Annotated in this window: 14 protein-coding genes and 4 tRNA genes; 8 read left to right on the top strand and 10 right to left on the bottom strand. The window is 49.0% G+C overall.

Annotated features, from left to right (window positions below):
* Positions 1 to 106: 106 nt before the first annotated feature.
* The 7 genes from DF182_RS31760 to DF182_RS31730 form a co-directional block, all read right to left on the bottom strand.
* Positions 107 to 1,756: an acyl-CoA dehydrogenase family protein gene (locus DF182_RS31760; protein WP_113619997.1), complete on the bottom strand. Its 1,650-nt coding sequence runs from the start codon at positions 1,754 to 1,756 to the stop codon at positions 107 to 109.
* 180 nt (positions 1,757 to 1,936) lie between these two features.
* Positions 1,937 to 3,058 carry a TlpA disulfide reductase family protein gene (locus DF182_RS31755; protein ID WP_113619932.1) on the bottom strand — a complete coding sequence of 374 codons (1,122 nt, stop codon included), beginning with the start codon at positions 3,056 to 3,058 and terminating at the stop codon, positions 1,937 to 1,939.
* Positions 3,059 to 3,107: 49 nt separating this feature from the next.
* Positions 3,108 to 4,022, bottom strand: coding sequence for a zinc-binding metallopeptidase (locus DF182_RS31750; RefSeq protein ID WP_147243613.1), 915 nt, complete (start codon positions 4,020 to 4,022; stop codon positions 3,108 to 3,110).
* Between the two features lie 18 nt (positions 4,023 to 4,040).
* A complete protein-coding gene (locus DF182_RS31745; RefSeq protein ID WP_113619930.1) occupies positions 4,041 to 5,492 on the bottom strand; it encodes a RagB/SusD family nutrient uptake outer membrane protein in 1,452 nt (483 codons plus the stop codon).
* An 8-nt stretch (positions 5,493 to 5,500) separates the two neighbouring features.
* Complete coding sequence (locus DF182_RS31740) at positions 5,501 to 9,022, bottom strand: SusC/RagA family TonB-linked outer membrane protein (RefSeq protein WP_161964342.1); 3,522 nt, start codon at positions 9,020 to 9,022, stop codon at positions 5,501 to 5,503.
* 333 nt (positions 9,023 to 9,355) lie between these two features.
* Positions 9,356 to 10,519 carry a FecR family protein gene (locus DF182_RS31735; RefSeq protein ID WP_113619928.1) on the bottom strand — a complete coding sequence of 388 codons (1,164 nt, stop codon included), beginning with the start codon at positions 10,517 to 10,519 and terminating at the stop codon, positions 9,356 to 9,358.
* A gap of 96 nt (positions 10,520 to 10,615) precedes the next feature.
* The gene (locus DF182_RS31730; protein WP_113619927.1) at positions 10,616 to 11,218 is read right to left on the bottom strand and encodes an RNA polymerase sigma factor; all 603 of its coding nucleotides are present in this window, start codon (positions 11,216 to 11,218) and stop codon (positions 10,616 to 10,618) included.
* A 144-nt stretch (positions 11,219 to 11,362) separates the two neighbouring features.
* On the opposite strand from DF182_RS31730, the gene DF182_RS31725 reads away from it, so the two are divergent.
* Positions 11,363 to 12,169 (top strand): aminotransferase class IV, encoded by an 807-nt coding sequence (locus DF182_RS31725; protein WP_113619926.1) that lies wholly within the window; start codon positions 11,363 to 11,365, stop codon positions 12,167 to 12,169.
* A 10-nt stretch (positions 12,170 to 12,179) separates the two neighbouring features.
* Positions 12,180 to 12,914 (top strand): class I SAM-dependent methyltransferase, encoded by a 735-nt coding sequence (locus DF182_RS31720; protein WP_113619925.1) that lies wholly within the window; start codon positions 12,180 to 12,182, stop codon positions 12,912 to 12,914.
* Positions 12,915 to 12,942: 28 nt separating this feature from the next.
* On the opposite strand, the gene cfa is transcribed toward DF182_RS31720, so the two are convergent.
* Positions 12,943 to 14,064, bottom strand: a complete 1,122-nt coding sequence (gene cfa, locus DF182_RS31715; RefSeq protein ID WP_113619924.1) for a cyclopropane fatty acyl phospholipid synthase — start codon at positions 14,062 to 14,064, stop codon at positions 12,943 to 12,945.
* Positions 14,065 to 14,259: 195 nt separating this feature from the next.
* On the opposite strand from cfa, the gene DF182_RS31710 reads away from it, so the two are divergent.
* The 6 genes from DF182_RS31710 to DF182_RS31685 all read left to right on the top strand — a co-directional run bounded on the left by DF182_RS31710 (position 14,260) and on the right by DF182_RS31685 (position 15,706).
* A complete protein-coding gene (locus tag DF182_RS31710) occupies positions 14,260 to 14,859 on the top strand; it encodes a TetR/AcrR family transcriptional regulator (RefSeq protein ID WP_113619923.1) in 600 nt (199 codons plus the stop codon).
* Positions 14,856 to 15,209 carry a GIY-YIG nuclease family protein gene (locus tag DF182_RS31705; RefSeq protein ID WP_113619922.1) on the top strand — a complete coding sequence of 118 codons (354 nt, stop codon included), beginning with the start codon at positions 14,856 to 14,858 and terminating at the stop codon, positions 15,207 to 15,209. Before DF182_RS31710 ends, DF182_RS31705 begins: the two co-directional genes overlap by 4 nt.
* 31 nt (positions 15,210 to 15,240) lie before the next feature.
* Positions 15,241 to 15,310 (top strand) — tRNA-Asp (locus tag DF182_RS31700).
* Between the two features lie 46 nt (positions 15,311 to 15,356).
* A tRNA-Ala gene (locus DF182_RS31695) sits at positions 15,357 to 15,427 on the top strand.
* Positions 15,428 to 15,436: 9 nt separating this feature from the next.
* Positions 15,437 to 15,510: transfer RNA gene (locus DF182_RS31690), tRNA-Ser, on the top strand.
* 129 nt (positions 15,511 to 15,639) lie between these two features.
* Positions 15,640 to 15,706: transfer RNA gene (locus tag DF182_RS31685), tRNA-OTHER, on the top strand.
* An 18-nt stretch (positions 15,707 to 15,724) separates the two neighbouring features.
* Here the strand turns inward: DF182_RS31685 and DF182_RS31680 are convergent.
* A complete protein-coding gene (locus tag DF182_RS31680; RefSeq protein WP_113619921.1) occupies positions 15,725 to 16,699 on the bottom strand; it encodes a leucine-rich repeat domain-containing protein in 975 nt (324 codons plus the stop codon).
* Between the two features lie 36 nt (positions 16,700 to 16,735).
* A complete protein-coding gene (locus DF182_RS31675) occupies positions 16,736 to 18,187 on the bottom strand; it encodes an SDR family NAD(P)-dependent oxidoreductase (protein WP_113619920.1) in 1,452 nt (483 codons plus the stop codon).
* Positions 18,188 to 18,282: the final 95 nt, after the last annotated feature.

Below are 18,282 nucleotides of genomic sequence, written 5' to 3'. Positions count from 1 at the left end.
TCCAGTCGATTACAAACTGTCTGCCATTGAACCGGCTTTAATCGTACAAAGATGAATTTTAAATATTAGTATAAGGATTACCGTATCTATTTGCTTTAATCGCCTACTAAGGAATCGAAACCTCCTCTGTATACACCCCTGCTATCACCTCATCCAGCCCTTTCCCATCTTCCAGTGTACCCCAGGTGAGGTGCCCTTCTGTAGCCAGTCTTGCCTTGCAGAACAGTTCTCCAAGTGCAGGTGCGGTATGTATTAGTTCTATCGCTTGTATGGCGAGGGCCATTTTTTCGGTGATGATACGAGCTTTGAGTTCATAGTCGGCGGGTTGGTGGAGGAGTTGCTGTATTTTTTGGAGGTGTTGATTAAGAATGGGATGTTGACCTTTGGCGCGTTGAAAGTATTGCATGAGGGCGTCCATGCTTTGAGGTTCTTTATGCATGGCGCGGAGTACGTCGAGGGCCTGGATATTGCCGGAGCCTTCCCATATGGCGTTGACAGGTATGTCGCGGTAGAGGCGGGGGAGGATGGATTCTTCTACGTAGCCGTTGCCGCCGAGGCATTCGAGTATTTCGCCCATGGCGAGGACGGCCCTTTTGGTATTCCAGAATTTACCTATGGCGGTGGTGATGCGGGAGAAGTGCAGGGCTGTTTCGTCGGTAGTAGCTTCATCGAAGCTTTGGGCGAGGCGCATGGCGAGGGTGGTGGCTGCGGCTGATTCGAGGCATAAGTCTGCCAGTACATTTTTCATGAGGGGCTGGTCTGCCAGTTTGCGGCCGAAGGCGCTTCTATGGCGGCAGTGGTGGATGGCTTCTGCCAGGGCGCGTTGCATGGTGGCGGCTGAACCTACGGCGCAGTCGAGGCGGGTATGACGTACCATTTCCATGATATTGGCGATACCGCGACCTTCTTCACCAATAATTCTTCCCCAGGCTTCGTGAAACTCCACTTCACCGGAGGCGTTGGACCTGTTGCCCAGCTTATCTTTGAGACGTTGAAAGCGGAGCTGGTTTTTATTGCCTTCAGGGGTGAAGCGGGGAACGAGAAAGCAGCTGAGACCTTTAGGAGCCTGTGCCAGTACAAGGAAGGCATCGCTCATGGGGGCGCTGCAGAACCATTTGCGGCCGGTGATGCGGTAGATGCCGGGGCTTACGGCATGGGCATGGGTGATGTTGGCGCGTACATCGCTGCCGCCCTGGGGTTCGGTCATAGCCATGCCGAAGGTGACACCTCTTTTGTCGTAGTAAGGAATATGCCTTTCGTCATAGGTGTTGGAAAGAACGAGGGGCAGCCATTCTTCGGCGATATCGGGAGATATTTTCAAAGAGGGCACTACTGCAAAGGTCATGGTCAAGGGGCAACTGCTCCCTTCGTCTATCTGTTGTTTGAGATAGGAGAGTACGCTATGGGCCAGATAACCGCCCTGCGGCGCAGTCCAGGCGATAGAATGTACCTGATGCTGGATAGCAGTGGCCATCATCTGATGATAGGCAGGGTGATAGGTGACGGTATCAAGGCGGTTACCGAAACGGTCGTGGGTATGCAATACCGGCGTGTATTTATTGGCCAGATTACCGGCTTCCTGGAAGTCGTGGCTGCCCATGAGGCGCCCCAGCTGTATGGCCCTCTCAATGGCTGCATCACCTCCATAGGCTTGCAGCGCTTGGTGCAGATGTGGATGGGTAGTGAAGGTATTGTAGTTTTCCAGCACAGGCACCTGGTTGGTGACATGCTGAAAGTCGAAACCGGAACCAGACATAACAGCAAATTTGATGTACTTAAATTTAAGATATTTACCTTTAGAAAACATTAACGCTATAGGATATACGAATGATAGACACAAAGGAAAATTTATGGTAAATACACTATCCGGCTAACCGATATTAGCTAGCGCTTTAAAAAAATCAGGGCCGATCATATGATCAGCCCTGATGAAAGTTTATTGCAGCAGTGATGCCAGCTTTTTCTCCAGTGCTTCGGCACGGAGATTTTTGGCGACTATTTTCCCATCGGGGCCGATGAGGAAATTGGCCGGAATACCTTGTACTCCGTACATTTTAGCGGCTTCATTTTTCCAGCCTTTCAGGTCTGATACCTGTGTCCACAGCAGTCCATCATCATGGATAGCCTGCATCCAGAAAGATTTGCCATTTTCATTATCGAGGGATACGCCCAGGATGGTGAAGTTTTTGTCTTTAAACTGCTGGAAGGCGGCTACCACATTAGGGTTTTCCTTGCGGCAGGGACCGCACCAGCTGGCCCAGAAATCTACCAGTACATACTTACCTCTGAAATCCTTCAGGGATACGGGATTGCCGAGGGTATCATTCTGAGTGAATACTGGCGCCATAACGCCAATAGCTGTTTTGCGCTGTGTCTCCAGGTGGTCGGCAAACTGTTTGCCGGCTTTGCTGCCGCGGATATCAGCTGATAACAGGTTGAACACTGGCGTCACTTTTTCCGGATCCGGATCGTAGCCTGCCCATTCGGTGATGGCATCGAGGCTTACGCTGGTCTTGGGATGGGCTTTTACAAAAGTGGCCAGCACTTTCTGCTGCGCCTGGTCGATGGCTTTATTCTCTGCCTGGTACTGCTTTTTAAAGGCTTCCTGCTCTCTTTCTGCAGGCGTCATGGCATAGTATTTCTCGCTCAGCTCATCTGATTTTTTGTTGACATCCTGAGATGCTTTTTTGTATTGCTGATGAACAGTGTTGGCTGCGCCACCCTTGATAGTAGCGTTCAGGATGGAGTCGGCACTGTTGATAAGGATAGTACCTTTTTCCAGGTAAAACACCAGACGGTTGGCGGTATAGGAGCTGGCAAGGGTATTACCGGTAAACAGGAAAGCCCTGGAGGCGATATCTGTTTTACCGGTAAAAGTGAAACTGCCATTGGTGATAACAGCGGAATCAATGATTCTTCCCTTGCTGTTGCTGCTGTACAGATAGGCTTTCTGGTAGATGTTGTCTTTACCTACAGTTCCATTGATGGTGTAAGGGCTTTCCTGGGCCACCGCCATCAGTGGCAGCATACAGGCTGCTGCGAGCGTTGCTTTTTTCATATTGTCAGTTGGTTTTCTATTCTAAAATGTCTTTGTTCCCATGCTTTGATTAGTTGCCCAGTCTTTGACGGTAATAGTTACCGCACTTCTGGATGTCCCAGCCGTAGCTGTTGAAGAACTTCACGATCACTTCATACTTCCTGGCGCGGGCAGGGCTGTTGTCCAGATATTGTGTTTTGATGTTATCGTACGATTCGGTGACGAGTAATTTCATCCATTCGCCGAAGTCTACATCGAAGTTGGTACTACCGCCGATGGTGATAAAGCCGCCGTTGCGGGCTACTTCATCACGGGACTTGTTAAGTGCATCCTGATCCCTGTCTTTTTCGTATTGTTTGAAGATCTTGTCCAGGGCTTCGCCATTATCATAGGCTTTGCCCGCCAATACAAATTCGGAGATGGGAGTTGCCATTCTGCCGGCTACCATGGGTCCCAGCGCACTCCATATAGCACGGGTCAGCGTAGAGTCCATATAGTAATGGTTAGCAGGATCGGTTACCGGTAAAGCGCCTATCAGATGATTGGGCCAGCATACAATCAGCCTGCTGCGGCCGAAGTTGATAAGGTCTGCGGCCCAGAAACTGCCTCTGTAAGTCTTCACAAAAAATATTTCCATCGGGAAAAAGGTCTTTGCAAATTTCTCCGACACATTGGATAATAAAGCCTGCGAATACATAATGGCGCTGCTTCGCTGGTCATCATCAATTTTACCCGCACCCCAGCGGTTGATAGGATCGGTACCCAGGACACCGTTGGTGACTTCCTTCCAGTCATTGAAGTCCATGCGTATCCAAACATCATAACGGTTAAACATCTCTTTTACCTCAGCAGGCGCATCTGCAGGCGGCGTATAGTTTTTTGCGATACCCAGATCGGCTGTGAACCCGGGCTGGGGTTCTTTGGAGCAGCCTCCTCCGAAGAGGGCTGCCAGTACTAACAGAGAAGCATATATTGGTTTCATCATGTTTGATTTTAATTAATATCAGGGATTAGGCTGCATTTCAGGGCTGTTGTTCAATTCAGACAGTGGTATCTGTAGCAGATAACGGTTGTCGTTCTGTTTCAGCTGATAGAGCTGCCCGTTTTTGTACACATGTGTCAGCGCTGGTTTACCCAGTCTTCTCAGGTCCATCCAGCGGAGACCTGCATCAAAAGCCAGTTCTACGCGACGTTCTTCCAGGATACGTTGCAGCAGACTTTCATCTGTAAAGTCACCTGCCTGCAACGGCACAAACTCACCTCTTTTGATACGGCGTGTCAACAGCGTGTTAAGGTCGGTGATGGCCTTATCTTTCTGTTTCAGCCGTGCATAAGCTTCTGCACGGATAACATATGCTTCGCTGACTTTAAGTCCGATATAGTAGCTGGGATTTTCCTGCTTGGCGTACATGTTGTACAAGGTGGGCCCGGACTGCTTGCCTTCCGATGTCGTAGGATCATAGAAGGTGGCGAATATGTACCGGCGGTAGTCGCTGCCTCCGTTGGGACGCATACAGAGGGCCAGCAGTTCCGGAGCAGGTTTAAACATATTCATGGTATGGTAGTAGATGTTGGTATTGGCGCTGCCTCCGGTAAAAAACAGCACTTCATTTTTGTAGTCACCGTCTATAACACCTATGTTGCCCGTGAAAGCGTTAACGTTACCCTTTTCATCGATGCGTGCCTGCATGCTGTTCATGTCCGAGAGGGGTTTGGTCACGATCACATCAGTGGCTGCAGCAATGGCCTTTTCATATTCGCCCGTGAAGAATAGTACCCGGGCGCGCAAGGCCTGTACTGCACTGAGATCAAACCTGAATTTGTTGATGCTCTTTTTACCTGCCAGCAGTGTGGATGCCTGGTCTATATCGGCCAGTATCTGTTTGTATACTTTCTCCAATGGCTCCCGCACATTGTTTTGTGTATTTTGATGTACATCTTTTGCACTCAGGGGCATGGGCACGCCCGGAGCTTTAAGCGTAGCCTGACTGTAAGGTTCTGCATAATAGTTGGCCAGATAGAAGTACGCAAAAGCCCGCAGGGCATATGCTTCTCCTTTTACAGTTTCGTAGAGTGCTGTTTCATCACTGGCCGGCTTGCGCTCGCTGAAGTTGTCCAGCACGGTGTTGGCATAAAAGATAGACGAGTACAGTTGGCCCCAGTAAGGATCGTTCTCCTGGCCGTCCGGTACTTTGGAAGGTGCCCAGGTAAACCATAGCTCCAGCTCTTTCGTCGGATTGGTAGTAGTGGCCAGGTTGGCATATACGTTGTCTGTCATCAATTCTGTTTTGATGAAGAAGTCGGCGCGGGGATAACCGCCCAGCAGTACAGACTCATAATCGGCAATGCTCACCGGCACCATCCGGTTCACCGGTTTAATGTCCAGCATTTTATTGCAACTGGCAAGGATAAACGAAAACAGCAGTAATGGTGTGAGATATCTATATTTCATCATACATCTGTTTAAAACTGTAAGGAAAAGGAGAATGAATAGGAGCGTGGCAGAGGCAGGTAAGTATTACCAAATGATACATTGGCTGATCTGGTGTCGCTGTACCGCATCACAGAGCCGGTCGCTTCCGGATCCTGCCCTTTGAGTGCGCTGTTTTTCCATACATGCAGGTTGTTGCCCTGCAGCATGAACCGCATATTCTGAATGCCGCTTTTACGCAGACGGGGGCTGTACAGATCGTAGCTGAGGGAGAGGTTCTGCAGACGCACAAAATCTCCTTTTACTGTTCTGAGGTCGCTGTTGTCATACATTTCTCCGTTGTAAGGCCGTGAATCGGAGAGGCCGCCGATGTTCATCTCTGATTCCAGGCGGGGAATGTTGGTTTTAAGTTCATCACCCGGCTGCTGCCATCTGTTGGCCCATTCGGCAGACAGGTTCTGAGAAGCTTCAGGATAATTGAAGAGTATACCGGTAGAGAGGTTGCGTAAACGGATTACGTTGCCGAAACTGCCGATGAACAGTGCTGATAAAGTGAATTTTTTATAAGAGAAAGTGTTGGTGAAGCCGCCCTGTACTAATGGCATAGTCGTACCGGAATATACCAGCCCGTCGAGGCTACGCATACCATTGGATACGGTTTCTCCGGGTTTGTTGGTATAGAAGGTGGCATGTCCGTCCTGATTGAGGCCTGCAAAACGATAAGACCACAATCCGTTGATCGGCTTGCCGATCATTGCTGCGTCGCCGTAATTGCTTCTCTGGGCATTGGTCAGGCTATACACGGTAGGCAGAGAGTATACGTCCAGCACTTCGTTTTTATTGTAACCTGCATTGAGGTTGGTAGACCAGCGGAAGTTTTTGGTGTCGATGTTGATGGTGTTGAAAGTTACTTCCACACCACTGTTTCTCATAGAAGCCCAGTTCACCTGAATGGTGTTGAAGCCGGATACCTGTGATACACGTTTGTTGCCGAGCAGATCTACACCTTTTTTGTTATAGTATTCCAAAGTCACCATGAAACGGCGTTTCCAGAGACCCAGCTCCAGCGCCACGTTGGTGGTATAGTTTTTCTCCCATTTCAGGTTGGGGTTCTTAGGTGCATTGATCACCAGGAAGTTGTCCTTGTTGGCCTGATCGGGCTTACCGATAGTGGCCACAATATCTGAATAGGCCTGTGCAGCTACGTTACCCTGGCTGCCATAGGAAGCGCGTACAGTGAGATAACTCAACCAGTCCTTGTTGGCGAAGAAAGGTTCTTCTTTCAGCTGGTAGTTGGCACCTACGGCCCACAGTGGCTGGAACAGCTGGTTGGTTTTGAGACCAAAGCGGTTGGAGCCATCTGTACGGGCGTTGAAACTTACGGTATATCTGTTTTTGAAGGTATAGCCTGTAGTACCGTAATAAGACACAGATGCCTGCTGGTTGAGGTTTTCAGTCCAGTAGGGAACACCCAGTTTCTGCATCAGTGCAAACTGTGGCATCTGCTGTCTTCCGCGGTCATGCACATAACCATAGATTTCCGTTGCTTCTTCTTCATATTTGGAAGTCCTGATTTCCTGTCCGGCCATCACATCAAAACGGTGATTGGCATTGAGTACCGGCATATAGGACACCTGGTTACGAAGTGTGATGGAGTTGTTGTTATTGTTTCTGCCTTTGCGGTAACCGCCTTCATTCCACAGCTGAACACCTACATAATCGATGATGGTGTAAACATCCTGCTGTCTTCTTTTAACGAAGTAGCTGTTTTCGGTGGCGATATCTTCATCGGTAGTGTTCTGGTTGGCAAAGGAAATGAGGCTGCTGAAGATCAGCGGATTCAGGGGCTTCCACTCCAGATCTACCGTACCTCTGATGCCGAAGTTTTTGGAATTACGCCAGCCATAGTCACGGTTTTCCATGAAGTTGTATTTGATGCCATTGTAATACAGGTAGTTGTAGTTACCGTTTTCATCATAGGCATTCTGGGCACGGGTGGTGTAAATGGCCCATTCGTAAGGGTTTTCACGGGAGTCGGCGGCAAAAAAGCTACTGTTGTCACGGCGGTTAAAATCCAGGATACCACCTACACGCAGTGTAGGATGCAGTTTGGTATATACTTTCAATGAGGCGGTATAGGTTTTCATGCCTGTCTGCTTTGCAGTGGCTTGTTCATCCATATAGCTGCCGGAGAGATAGAAAGTGGTTTTTTCATTACCGCCGGAGATATTAAGGTTCTGACGATGTGTGAAGCCGTTGCGGAAGAGGTATTGAAACCAGTCGGTGTTTACCTGTTCCAGCTGGTTGACTTTTTTCTCGAAGTCGGCCCAGCTGAGTTTACGGTCATGTACATCTATGAGATAACGTTCAAAGTCGGTGGCAGTACCGTATTCACCGATGCGGGGGGAGCTGGCGGTGAGTACGCCCCGGCGCATCATTTCCAGGTCTACACCGATTCTCTCCTGAGAATTCATCATATAGGCGTCTTCGATACGGGGACGCATATTGAGCGTCGCAAAACTGGAATAGTTAATCCTTGTTTTACCAGCCTGGCCTTTTTTGGAGGTCAGCACGATAACGCCGTTCGCTGCTTTGGTACCGTAGATAGCGGTGGCCGCCGCATCTTTCAGCACGTTGATAGACTCGATATCTTCTACGTTGATACCGCCGATACCAGAGGCTATCAGGTTACGGTTGGTCATAATATCGTCTACGGAGGCGTTGATAGGATCATCGAGGATGATACCGTCTACTACCCATAAAGGCTGTGTGTTTCCACTGATGGTGGATGTACCGCGGATACGGATCTGTGGTACCGCTCCCGGTGCACCGGAAGTGCTCATTACTACCATACCGGGTACCTGTCCCTGCAGCAGTTTGTCGATGCTGGGCTGGTTGATGGTTTTGAGATTTTCCGTTTTAAGAGAAGTGATGGAAGAGGTGAGCGAGCGCCGTTCTACCTTCTGGTAGCCGGTTACCACTACTTCGCTCATGGTTTTGTCTTCCTGTTTCAACACTACATGTATATTGCTTCTACCCTTGATAGGCTCTTCATGGTTCATATAACCGATGAAGGAAAATACAAGCACAGTGGTATTGTCTGGAGCCTGCAGCGACCAGTAGCCCTGTTCGTTGGTGATGGCGCCTGCAGCAGAACCTTTTGCTTTTACGGTTACCCCGATGAGCGGTTGCCCTTTACTATCGGTTACGGTTCCGCTGAGAGCAATAAGGGCAGGAGCCGTTACTGTGGTCACTGGCTTAGGTTTGATCAGAATGGTATTATTGTCTTCAATGCTGTAGGTGATAGGCTGGTTACTGGTGATATGGTCCAGCGCATCTTTCAGCGGCACGTCAGTCAGTTGTGCAGAAACGGTATGTGTGTTTTTAAGGGTTTCATTACTGTAAAGAAACATGAACCCTGTTTGTTGGCGAATACTACTGAATATTTGCTGTACCGGAACGTTGCGCTCCGTGAGTGTCACCTTCTGGGAATAGACCCTGGCACTTACTTGCAGGCATAGGGCGAGCAAGAGTACTCCTGTAAGTTTCATCATGAGTAAAACTTTTTTTAGATATCGCATGTCAGACAGGCTGGTGGTGGGATCTGACAGAGATTTGGTTGTTGGTACTGGTATACATAGGGGCAATAATCCCCCTTGGGAGAATAAACTTTCTCTCATATCTTCGTGTCGTTTGGATTTACGATGATGGTTTGTAATAAACTATTATCATTACCTGGTTCCGGAATGCAAGCCTGGTCCAGGTTTGGTTGATCCTTCATGTACCGGGAACGCGCCAACGTTTCCGGTTTTTTAATGGTGGATGTCGTCGTCTAGCTGTTTTTGTTTCGTATTAATTTAATATCATGGTGTGGCCCTCCTTGCCGTTTATTGTAGGATGATGATCATATCTTTTGTTTGATGTCCCTGTTCGGCCCTGATCAGGCGGAACCGGGCGCTGCCGGTTTGTTCCAGCATAGCGATTACTATGGACAGTGGCTGGTTTCTGGCGATCTGCCCGGTGTAGTGTATATCCGGTGTGACTTCATATTTTACGGTAACATCATACCAGCGTTCCAGGCAACGCATGACAGTTTCCAGGCTGGCATTGTCAAACAGGAAAAGCCCGTTTTTCCATGCAATGGCGTCTGCGGCGTTGGTGCTACCTACCGCAATGCGGGCATTGCCGCTGTGGGCGGTGATAGCCTGTTGGCCGGGCGCCAGCACCACCCCTTCAGGAGTGCCCGGAGCCGTGGCTTTTACGCGGCCTGTCACCAGTGTGGTGACGGTATAGTCCTCATTCGTATAGGCGTTCATGTTAAAACTGGTACCCAGCACCTGTATTTCCTGTCCGGCTGTTTTCACCCGGAAGGGCAGGGAAGGGTTAGCAGCTACTTCAAAATAGGCTTCACCCTGCAGCTCTACGGTCCTGTCGGTGCCGGTAAAGGCAGTTGGGTAACGCAGAGAGGAAGCGGTATTCAGCCATACGGTGGTGCCGTCCGGCAGTATCACCCTGAACTGTCCGCCACAGGGGGTAGTCAGTGTATTATAACCGGTGCTGGCAGCGGGGTGCAGTACAGTGTATTGCAGTTGTCCGCCGGACTGCCGGATGGCTGTCTGCTGTTGACCGATAACCTGGTGGCCGCTGCTGTCCAGCTGTATGGTGGTGCCATCGGCGAGGGTCAGCACGGCTTTGTCGGTGCCAGGTGCTTTGTCGGCCAGCGGTACCGTGGTTGTTTTCGGTGTTTTCAGCAGGTAGAGACTGCAGCCCAGTAATACAATAACGGCTGCAGCTGCCCACCAGTTGCGGAGATAACGCACAATGGATGAAGGCGCATGTTTCCCGGTAATATGTTGTAACGTTGCCTGGATAGCGCTTTCCGGCATGGAAGCGCTTCCGCTTGCGTTATACAGTAATCGGTCAATATTTTCTTTTAAGGCTGTTTCATTGTCCGGTACTTGCACCATGGCATCAAATTCCCTGAGCTCTTCGGGCGTGGCATGGCCGGCAGTATACCTGCTGAATAAATATTCCAGTCGATTTTGGTCCATATAAGCTGTTGACGGATAAAATGGTTGGTGGTATTGCCCGTCATTATAATAAAGATCCTGGTGACGGAAGTTTTGGGGGGTGTCTTAAAAAAAAAATTAATTGAGGGAATGAATACTCCAGAGGAAGATGACTTCAGCGCCTATCAGCAGGGCGTCTTGTGTTTCCAGAAATTGACGGATATTTTTTACGGCAAGGGTCAGGTGTTCCTTTACCGTGTCTGGCCGGATCTGCATACGGCTGGCTATTTCCTCGCGTTTGAGGCCTTCTTCACGGCTAAGGCGCCAGGCCATCTGCTGACGGGCAGGAAGCTGGCTCACCGCTTTGTTTACCAGTTCATGGTAGTTGCGATAAATGATCTGCTCGTCTGTTTCATTGGACACTGGCAGCGGCCACTCCAGCGTTTCCAGGACCACCTTCAGACGGGTGCTGCGCCGCAACGCCTTGTAGGCATCATTGCGGGCAATGATAAACAGCCAGGATGGAATGTCCGTGATAGCAGGCAGCTGTTCCTGCTGCTTCCATACTTTCAGAAAAACATCCTGCACCAGCTCTTCCGCAACGGATTCCGTTTGCGTCAGCATCAGTCCTACTTCGTAAATTTTCTGGTAATGATGGCGAAAAAAGACAGCAAATGCAGATTCATCACCTTTGGCTATACGGGCAACGATCTCCCTTTCATTATATTGACTGCCCTTCATCAGATAAAGTGTATCCCCCTGCTCACAATATGGTTTGGCTGGTTTGTCGGCGCTAAAGTATCAAAATCTTTTTAAAAACGCAAGCCCCCCGCGACTGCACTGCAATTGATAAAGATTATTTAGCTTTATCAGGAAACATAGCCTATGGATCACACCTTCGTTCAGGAAATCAATGGCAGAAGCCTGGAAACAGCTGATCTGCCGCTGATGATGGCATTATCATACGGACATTTTACGTCCATGCAGATACGAAACCGGCAGGTAAAAGGTCTCCGCCTGCATCTCGACAGGCTGCAGAAGAGCAGTGACAAGCTGTTCGGTTGTCATCTCCCCGATGACAAAATCATCGCTTATCTCAAAAATATCATCGGAGAAAATGAATCCTGCACTATCCGTATCAATATTTTTACGCCCGACTACCAACGGCCTGGCATATACGAAAACGACCTGTACGTGCTCATCACCAAAAAACCGCCGGTAGAGCCGGCAGTAGCCCCGCTACAGGTGATGACCGCCCGTTTCCAGCGCCTGATGCCGGACGTGAAATACAGCGGTATCTTGTCTGGTATACTGGCCTACCAGCGCGAAGCCCGCGCGGCAGGCTATGATGACGTATTATATGTCAATCAGCATCAGCACATTTCGGAGGGGTCTGTCTGGAACATCGGATTCTATGACGGCCATTCCGTGATACTGCCCGCTGCGCCTGCCTTACCTGGTATCATGATTCAGCTCCTCACCGAAGGACTCTGGAATACAGGCGTGCCTGTTATTCATCGGAATATCTTACTGTCGCAACTCAACGAATACAAGGCTGCTTTTTATACCAATTCCATCCATCACAGGGGAATCATCACCCGGATCAATCAGCATCAGTTTGACAAAGACCCGTCTGCGCTCACTTCTCTGCTGGACCGCACCTATGATGTTATTCCCTGGGATCAGCTATAAACGATATGTTATGAAAGAGAATAAATACGATGATCCTGGCTTTTTTGCTAACTATAGCCGTATGCTGCGCTCCGTTGAAGGATTGAGTGCAGCAGGGGAATGGGAGGCTTTCAGCAAACTGTTGCCGCCCTTACAAAACAAACGGGTGCTTGACCTGGGCTGTGGTTTCGGCTGGCACTGCCGCTACGTAATGGAGCAGCAGGCTGCGAGCGTCACCGGTGTTGACCTCTCGGAGAAAATGCTGGAGAAGGCTCATGAGTTGAATAGCGGGCCCGGTATTACTTACCGGCAGCAGGCTATTGAAGATATCGCATTCGAGGACGGTATATTTGATGTGGTGATCAGTTCACTCGCGCTGCATTATGTGGAACATTATGACGTTGTTTGCCGCAAAGTGTTTAACTGTCTGGCTGAAGGCGGTAGTTTTGTATTCTCCATAGAGCATCCTGTATTTACTGCAAGAGCGGCACAGGACTGGTACTATGATGAGGCTGGCAATCGCCTGCACTGGCCGGTAGATCATTACCAGGGGGAAGGCCGTCGGGTGACAAGGTTCCTTGGTAACGATGTTATTAAATATCACCGTACAGTGGCTACATTGCTAAATGGCTTGCTGGCTGCAGGTTTTCGTATTACTCAGGTGGAGGAGCCACCGCCTTCTCCATCAGTCCTTGAAAAATATCCGGAAATGAAAGATGAGTTACGCAGGCCTATCTTCCTGCTGGTGGCGGCTGTAAAACCATAGCGGTCGCTAAATCGTACGGGCCTTGGCGTTAGTGGCTAAAAGTATAACCACCGGGTACTCCGGCTTTAGACAACACGATCTGCCAGAGCTGGCTGTGTCGGGCACGGAAAGAGGCGGCGCAGGACAAGAGATAATATTTCCACATACGGAAAAAAGTCTGGTCGTACCTGCTTTTTAGTTTATCCCAGTTGGCACTGACGTTTTCATACCAGGCCATCAGCGTTTTATCATAATTGACACTGAAGTTTTCCCAGTGCTCCATTACAAAGAGGCCTTCAATGGCTTGTCCTATCTGACGGATAGTGGGAATTGCTGCCCCGGGGAAAATGTATTTATTCAGCCATTGATCTGTAAAGGCGGATGTTTCATTGCCGCCGATGGTATGCAGCAGAAATAATCCGTCATCTTTCAGGCAGCGGTCGGCAACCCTCATATATTCAGGATAATTGTGAGCCCCTACATGTTCAAACATACCCAGCGAAACAACGGCATCAAATTTTTCATTCACCATGCGATAGTCCTGCAGACGAATAGTGACGGGCAGTCCGGCGCAACGTTCCTGTGCCAGCGCTGCCTGCTCTTTGGAAATAGTGACACCGGTAACAGCCACACCATATTTTTCGGCAGCATAACGGGCAAAACTTCCCCATCCGCAACCGATATCCAGTACATGCATACCGGGCTGCAGCCGTAGTTTACGGCAGGAGAGGTCCAGCTTGTTTTCCTGGGCTTCGTCCAGATTATGGGCGTTGTCCCAGAAAGCGCAGGTATACGTAAGCCTCTTGTCCAGCATATGGAGGAAAAGGTCGTTGCCGGTATCATAATGCCGCTGGCCATTGCGGATGGCTCTGGCCGGCTGCTGAAAATTAAATAACCGGGCAAGCAGAATCTCCGTCTTTAATCGCAGACTCCTGCGAATGCTTTTGTCCAGGTTGGCCCGCAACAACTTATAGAAGAAGTCATCCAAGTGCACACAGTCCCAGTAACCTTCCATATAGGATTCACCGAGTCCCAGGGAGCCGCCCTGTAATACGCGGGTATAAAAATGATCGTTGAAAACGCTGATGTCCCAGGGCTTATTCCCATTTACTGTAATACCCGCTGAGGATAAAAGCCGGCTGACAATACGTTTGGGTTTATAGTTGTTCATGGCTGTATAACAGGTTAACAGACCAGGGAATGTATTTGTTTAGGCAGTATGCTCCTGGAGCAAATTTAACCCATCCCTGGCTATTCTACCGGGAAAATAGACCCACTATTTCCGTCATCAGAACAGAAAAGTTTTTAAATTTTGAACAGTGTTCAATATATTTGCACTATTAAAAATTATTAATAGGAATCTAAAATGAAGAACAAAGCTATTCAGGAACAGCGTATCAGAGGGTATTTTATCGATGCCACCAAAGAGATCCTGAAGAGTGAAGGATTAAAAAGTGTCAGTGTCCGCAATATCGCGGAAAGGGCAGGCTATTCCTTTGCTACGTTGTACAACTATTTTAAGGATGTGAAAGACCTGGTATTCCTTTGTGTACAGGATTTTCAGGAAGAATGCAGTGCCTATGTGGCAGAACGCAGCAGTAAGGCGCCCAGAGGGGAGAAGAGGCTGAAAGCCATCCTGCTGGCTTATCTCGAATACTTTATACAGTACTCCGGCATATTTGAACTCTTTTTTGTGGAGAAGCTGTCAGACCTCAACAGGCAACCAGACACAGCTCCGCTGATCACCGGTTTTCTGGACAGCCTCTGCGAGGAAGAATGGAAATATCTCATCGCCTTGAAAAGCCTCACCCCGGCTGCGGCCAGCCATAAAAAGGCAGCCCTGCTATACGGAACAACCGGCATGCTGCTCCTGTATATCAACCGGCAGATGCCTGTCGGTTATTCCGCCTTCCTCAAGGCGGCCAATGCTTTTATCGATAATCAGTTAAAAGACCTGCACGCATGAAATCAAAAAAAGAACTGAAGGAAGCTTACCGACAGATGGCCTTCCGAATGGGCGTCTATCAAATACGTAATACTGTCAGCAATAAAATATGGATACACTATAGCTCAGATCTCGACAGAGCCTGGAATTCTCCCCGCATGCAGTTGCTGGCTAATACCCATCCCAATGTGGAGCTGCAGTCCGACTGGAATACGCTGGGAGAAAAGTGTTTTGTCTATGAGATCGTAGAAGAGCTGGATGATACCACTGACCCTACTGTAGATTTTAAAAAGGAAGTGCAGGCACTGTATAAAATGTGTCTGGAAGAACTGCAGCCATATGGTGAAAAAGGATATCATCAGCAGAAATAAACATTACTTTTTTATATATTTGCGCCGCAATAGGCTGTAGTCTAATGGAATGACATCTGCCTGTCAAGTGGAAAGTGTGAGTTCGAATCTCACCAGCCTTATTGCATTTTATATAATAAATATTTTCCTATATATTTGCGCCGCAATAGACTGTAGCTCAGCTGGAAGAGCGCCTGCCTTGCACGCTTGAGACGTGAGTTCGATTCTCACTGGTCTTATTGCATTTATGGGGGATAATTTAATTGGAAAAATACCTGCTAGCTAGGCAGGAGATGTAGGTTCGAATCCTTTGCTCCTCCACTATTTTTTTACTGCACTTCTCTTTAATCAATCCCACTTACGGCCACGTATACACGTAATAAAAAAAGGGCTGCCCTAAAGCAACCCTCTGAAATTAACGGGTGAATTTTTTATCTTAGCGCCTGTAATAGGCCGTAGCTTAGGGGAAGAGCACCTACTGCAAATGGGGGGCGTGAGTTCGAGTCTCACCGGCCGTATTACAATTCTCCTTCCTTTTAACGATATACACTTTTAATAGCTTTACTGTCAGGATGAGTATAGTCGGCTTGTGCCGGAAAATCCTTCATGGGAGTAAGATGTACCGGTACATTGGCTTTGCCATTCAGTGCCCTGGTAGAAGCAGCATAGCCCAGGTCTATCCATTTGAGATAGGGGTGGGTGTTAAGCAGATCATGCAACAGCTGCATGCCACCGGCTTCAATACCACAGCTGGACAGGCCAAGCTGTTCGAGCGTTGTATTCTGCCGCAGCCCGCGTACCAGATAGGAAACGCCTTTGTCGCCGATGTTGTTGACGCTGAGGAATAAGGATCTCAGGTGTTTGTTGACTTTCAGCATTTCGCTCAGTGGTTCCATCATATCGGCAGTCAGGTAGTTGCCGCTCAGATACAACCGCTCTACCGTAGTATTGGTTTTCAGGTATTCGAACAGGGTGAGGAAACCATCACCGGCGCAGGTGTTTACCAGATCAAGGGTGCGCAGGTGATTGTTTTGCTGCAGCAGCTGGATAATATTTTCCATGCTGTTGCTGCCGATAGGGTTTCTTTTGAACCAGATGCTTTTGACAGACTGGTTGGTGGCCAGCGCTTCGCAGATGGCCTGAGCACCTGCCTGTTCGATATAATTACAGCCAAGGTATACGGTTTCGATGGTATTGTTGACAGCCACGAGATCTGCAACGGCCTGAGCGCCTGGGTTACCGAAGGCATTGGTGCCCATCAATATATGTTTGATCTCTGTGTTGTATTGCAGGGCGTTGGTCACCAGCTGCATACCTGCTACGCCCAGTTGTTGTTTACACATGTCCAGCCTTCCGTCAGCAGTGATGGTGCCTACCGGGAAAACCAGGTCACTGGCGGGCAGGGGCTGATTGTTACTGAGATACTGCAACACCGGGTCCAGATCGGTCGGGTCAAACGGAAAACTGGTCTTTACATAATCTACGGGACATACAACGGTATTATTCTGCATATGCAAATATTTTTCTTGTATTGATTTTAAATTCAGTTACCAGGCATAAGGTTGATAGTCTTTCAGGAAATGCCCGAACAGCGGGATGTCTTCACTGGCAAGGCCGGATACGATAGGATCGTAGATACGGGCCATGCCGTCGGTTTCATCGAGTGGTGGAACAAATCCTTCTTCTACGTATAGCCGTTCCTTTTTGGGATGCGGATTTTCCTGTGTGATCCATCCGGTATCCACGCTGTTCATGAAGATACCGTCCAGCGCATAGTCCTGCGCGGCGGTGCGGGTCATCATGTTGAGCGCTGCTTTAGCCATATTGGTATGTGGATGGAACGGCGTTTTGGAAGCGCGGTTAAACTGCCCTTCCATAGCGGATACGTTGATGATAAATTTCCGGGAGAAGGGAGATTGTTTAAGTAATGTTTTCAGTTTGCTGTTGAGCATAAAAGGAGCGGTGACATTCACCAGCTGCGTTTCCAGCATCTCTACGGGTGGCACTTCTTCCAGCCGCATGGTCCAGCTGTTGCTGCTGCGGAGGTCTACCTGCTGTTTGTCTTTATCGTACTGGCCAGCCGGAAAAGACTGGTGGATCTCGGCGGGCAGCAGTTGTTGTTCCCAGGTATCGCCCAGGTAACGGAAAGGTGCTCCTGCCACAATACAAGAGCGCACGGCTTCGGGCAGTGCGGTAACCGGACCTTCCTCCACGGCAAACAGATGCTGATAAAAAGCAGCCGGCCGTTTGATGGTCTGGGCTGCATTATGTATGAGGATGTCCAGGTGTGTTTCTTCAGCATAGAGCTGCTGAATGAACTGGTTTACCTGTCCCAGGTTGCGCAGGTCCAGCGCCACGATCTTCAGCCGGTGGCTCCACTCGGCAAAATCCTGTTCTTCACTGAAACGAAGGGCGCAATCTTTGGCAAAGCGGGTGGTCACCCACACGCGGGCCCCGTCCCGCAACATCCGCAGGGCTGTAAGATAGCCGATTTTGATCCTGCCACCGGTGATAACGGCCACGCGCCCACGCAGATCGGCAGTTTGCATACGTTTGTTGAAATTCAGCTCCGCACAGTCCGGGCAAAGCATATGGTAAAAAAAATGTACCTGCTTGTAATGGCAGCTGCATGTATAGCATCGTTGTGTGGAAGCCAGCGTCAGCGTTTCCTGTGTGTCGGTATAGACACCGGTATCGGGCAACTGATACTTACCGAACATCGTTGTCCGGGAAAGTACCAGCTTTTTATCATACTGCTTCAGGATGTCCTGATTGCGGGAAATCGCCTGCAACCGTTGAAGGGTCAGCTTCTCCGGCGCTACTTTATTGATGGCCTCCACTGCCGCCACAGCTTTGTTGTCCTTTTTGGCACGTTTATATAATTTGGTCACCAGACCTTTTAATACCATGTTGTCCGGCGATTGGTCCGGGTCTCTCGATAATACCTGTAATACCCTGATACAAGTGTCCCATTCTTCTCTCGTAAATTCGTTCTCCATCTCCTCACTGCGGTTTAAATAAAATAAATAGAAAAACTAAAGATATATCTTATTATTTTAAGTTTATATATTTGCGATAGTAGTACAATAACACA

The sequence above is a fragment of the Chitinophaga flava genome, assembly GCF_003308995.1.
In the GTDB taxonomy this organism is placed as follows: Bacteria; Bacteroidota; Bacteroidia; order Chitinophagales; family Chitinophagaceae; genus Chitinophaga; species Chitinophaga flava.
The sequence above is the reverse complement of the archived record's forward strand: the minus strand, read 5'-3'. Positions and strand labels throughout refer to the sequence as shown.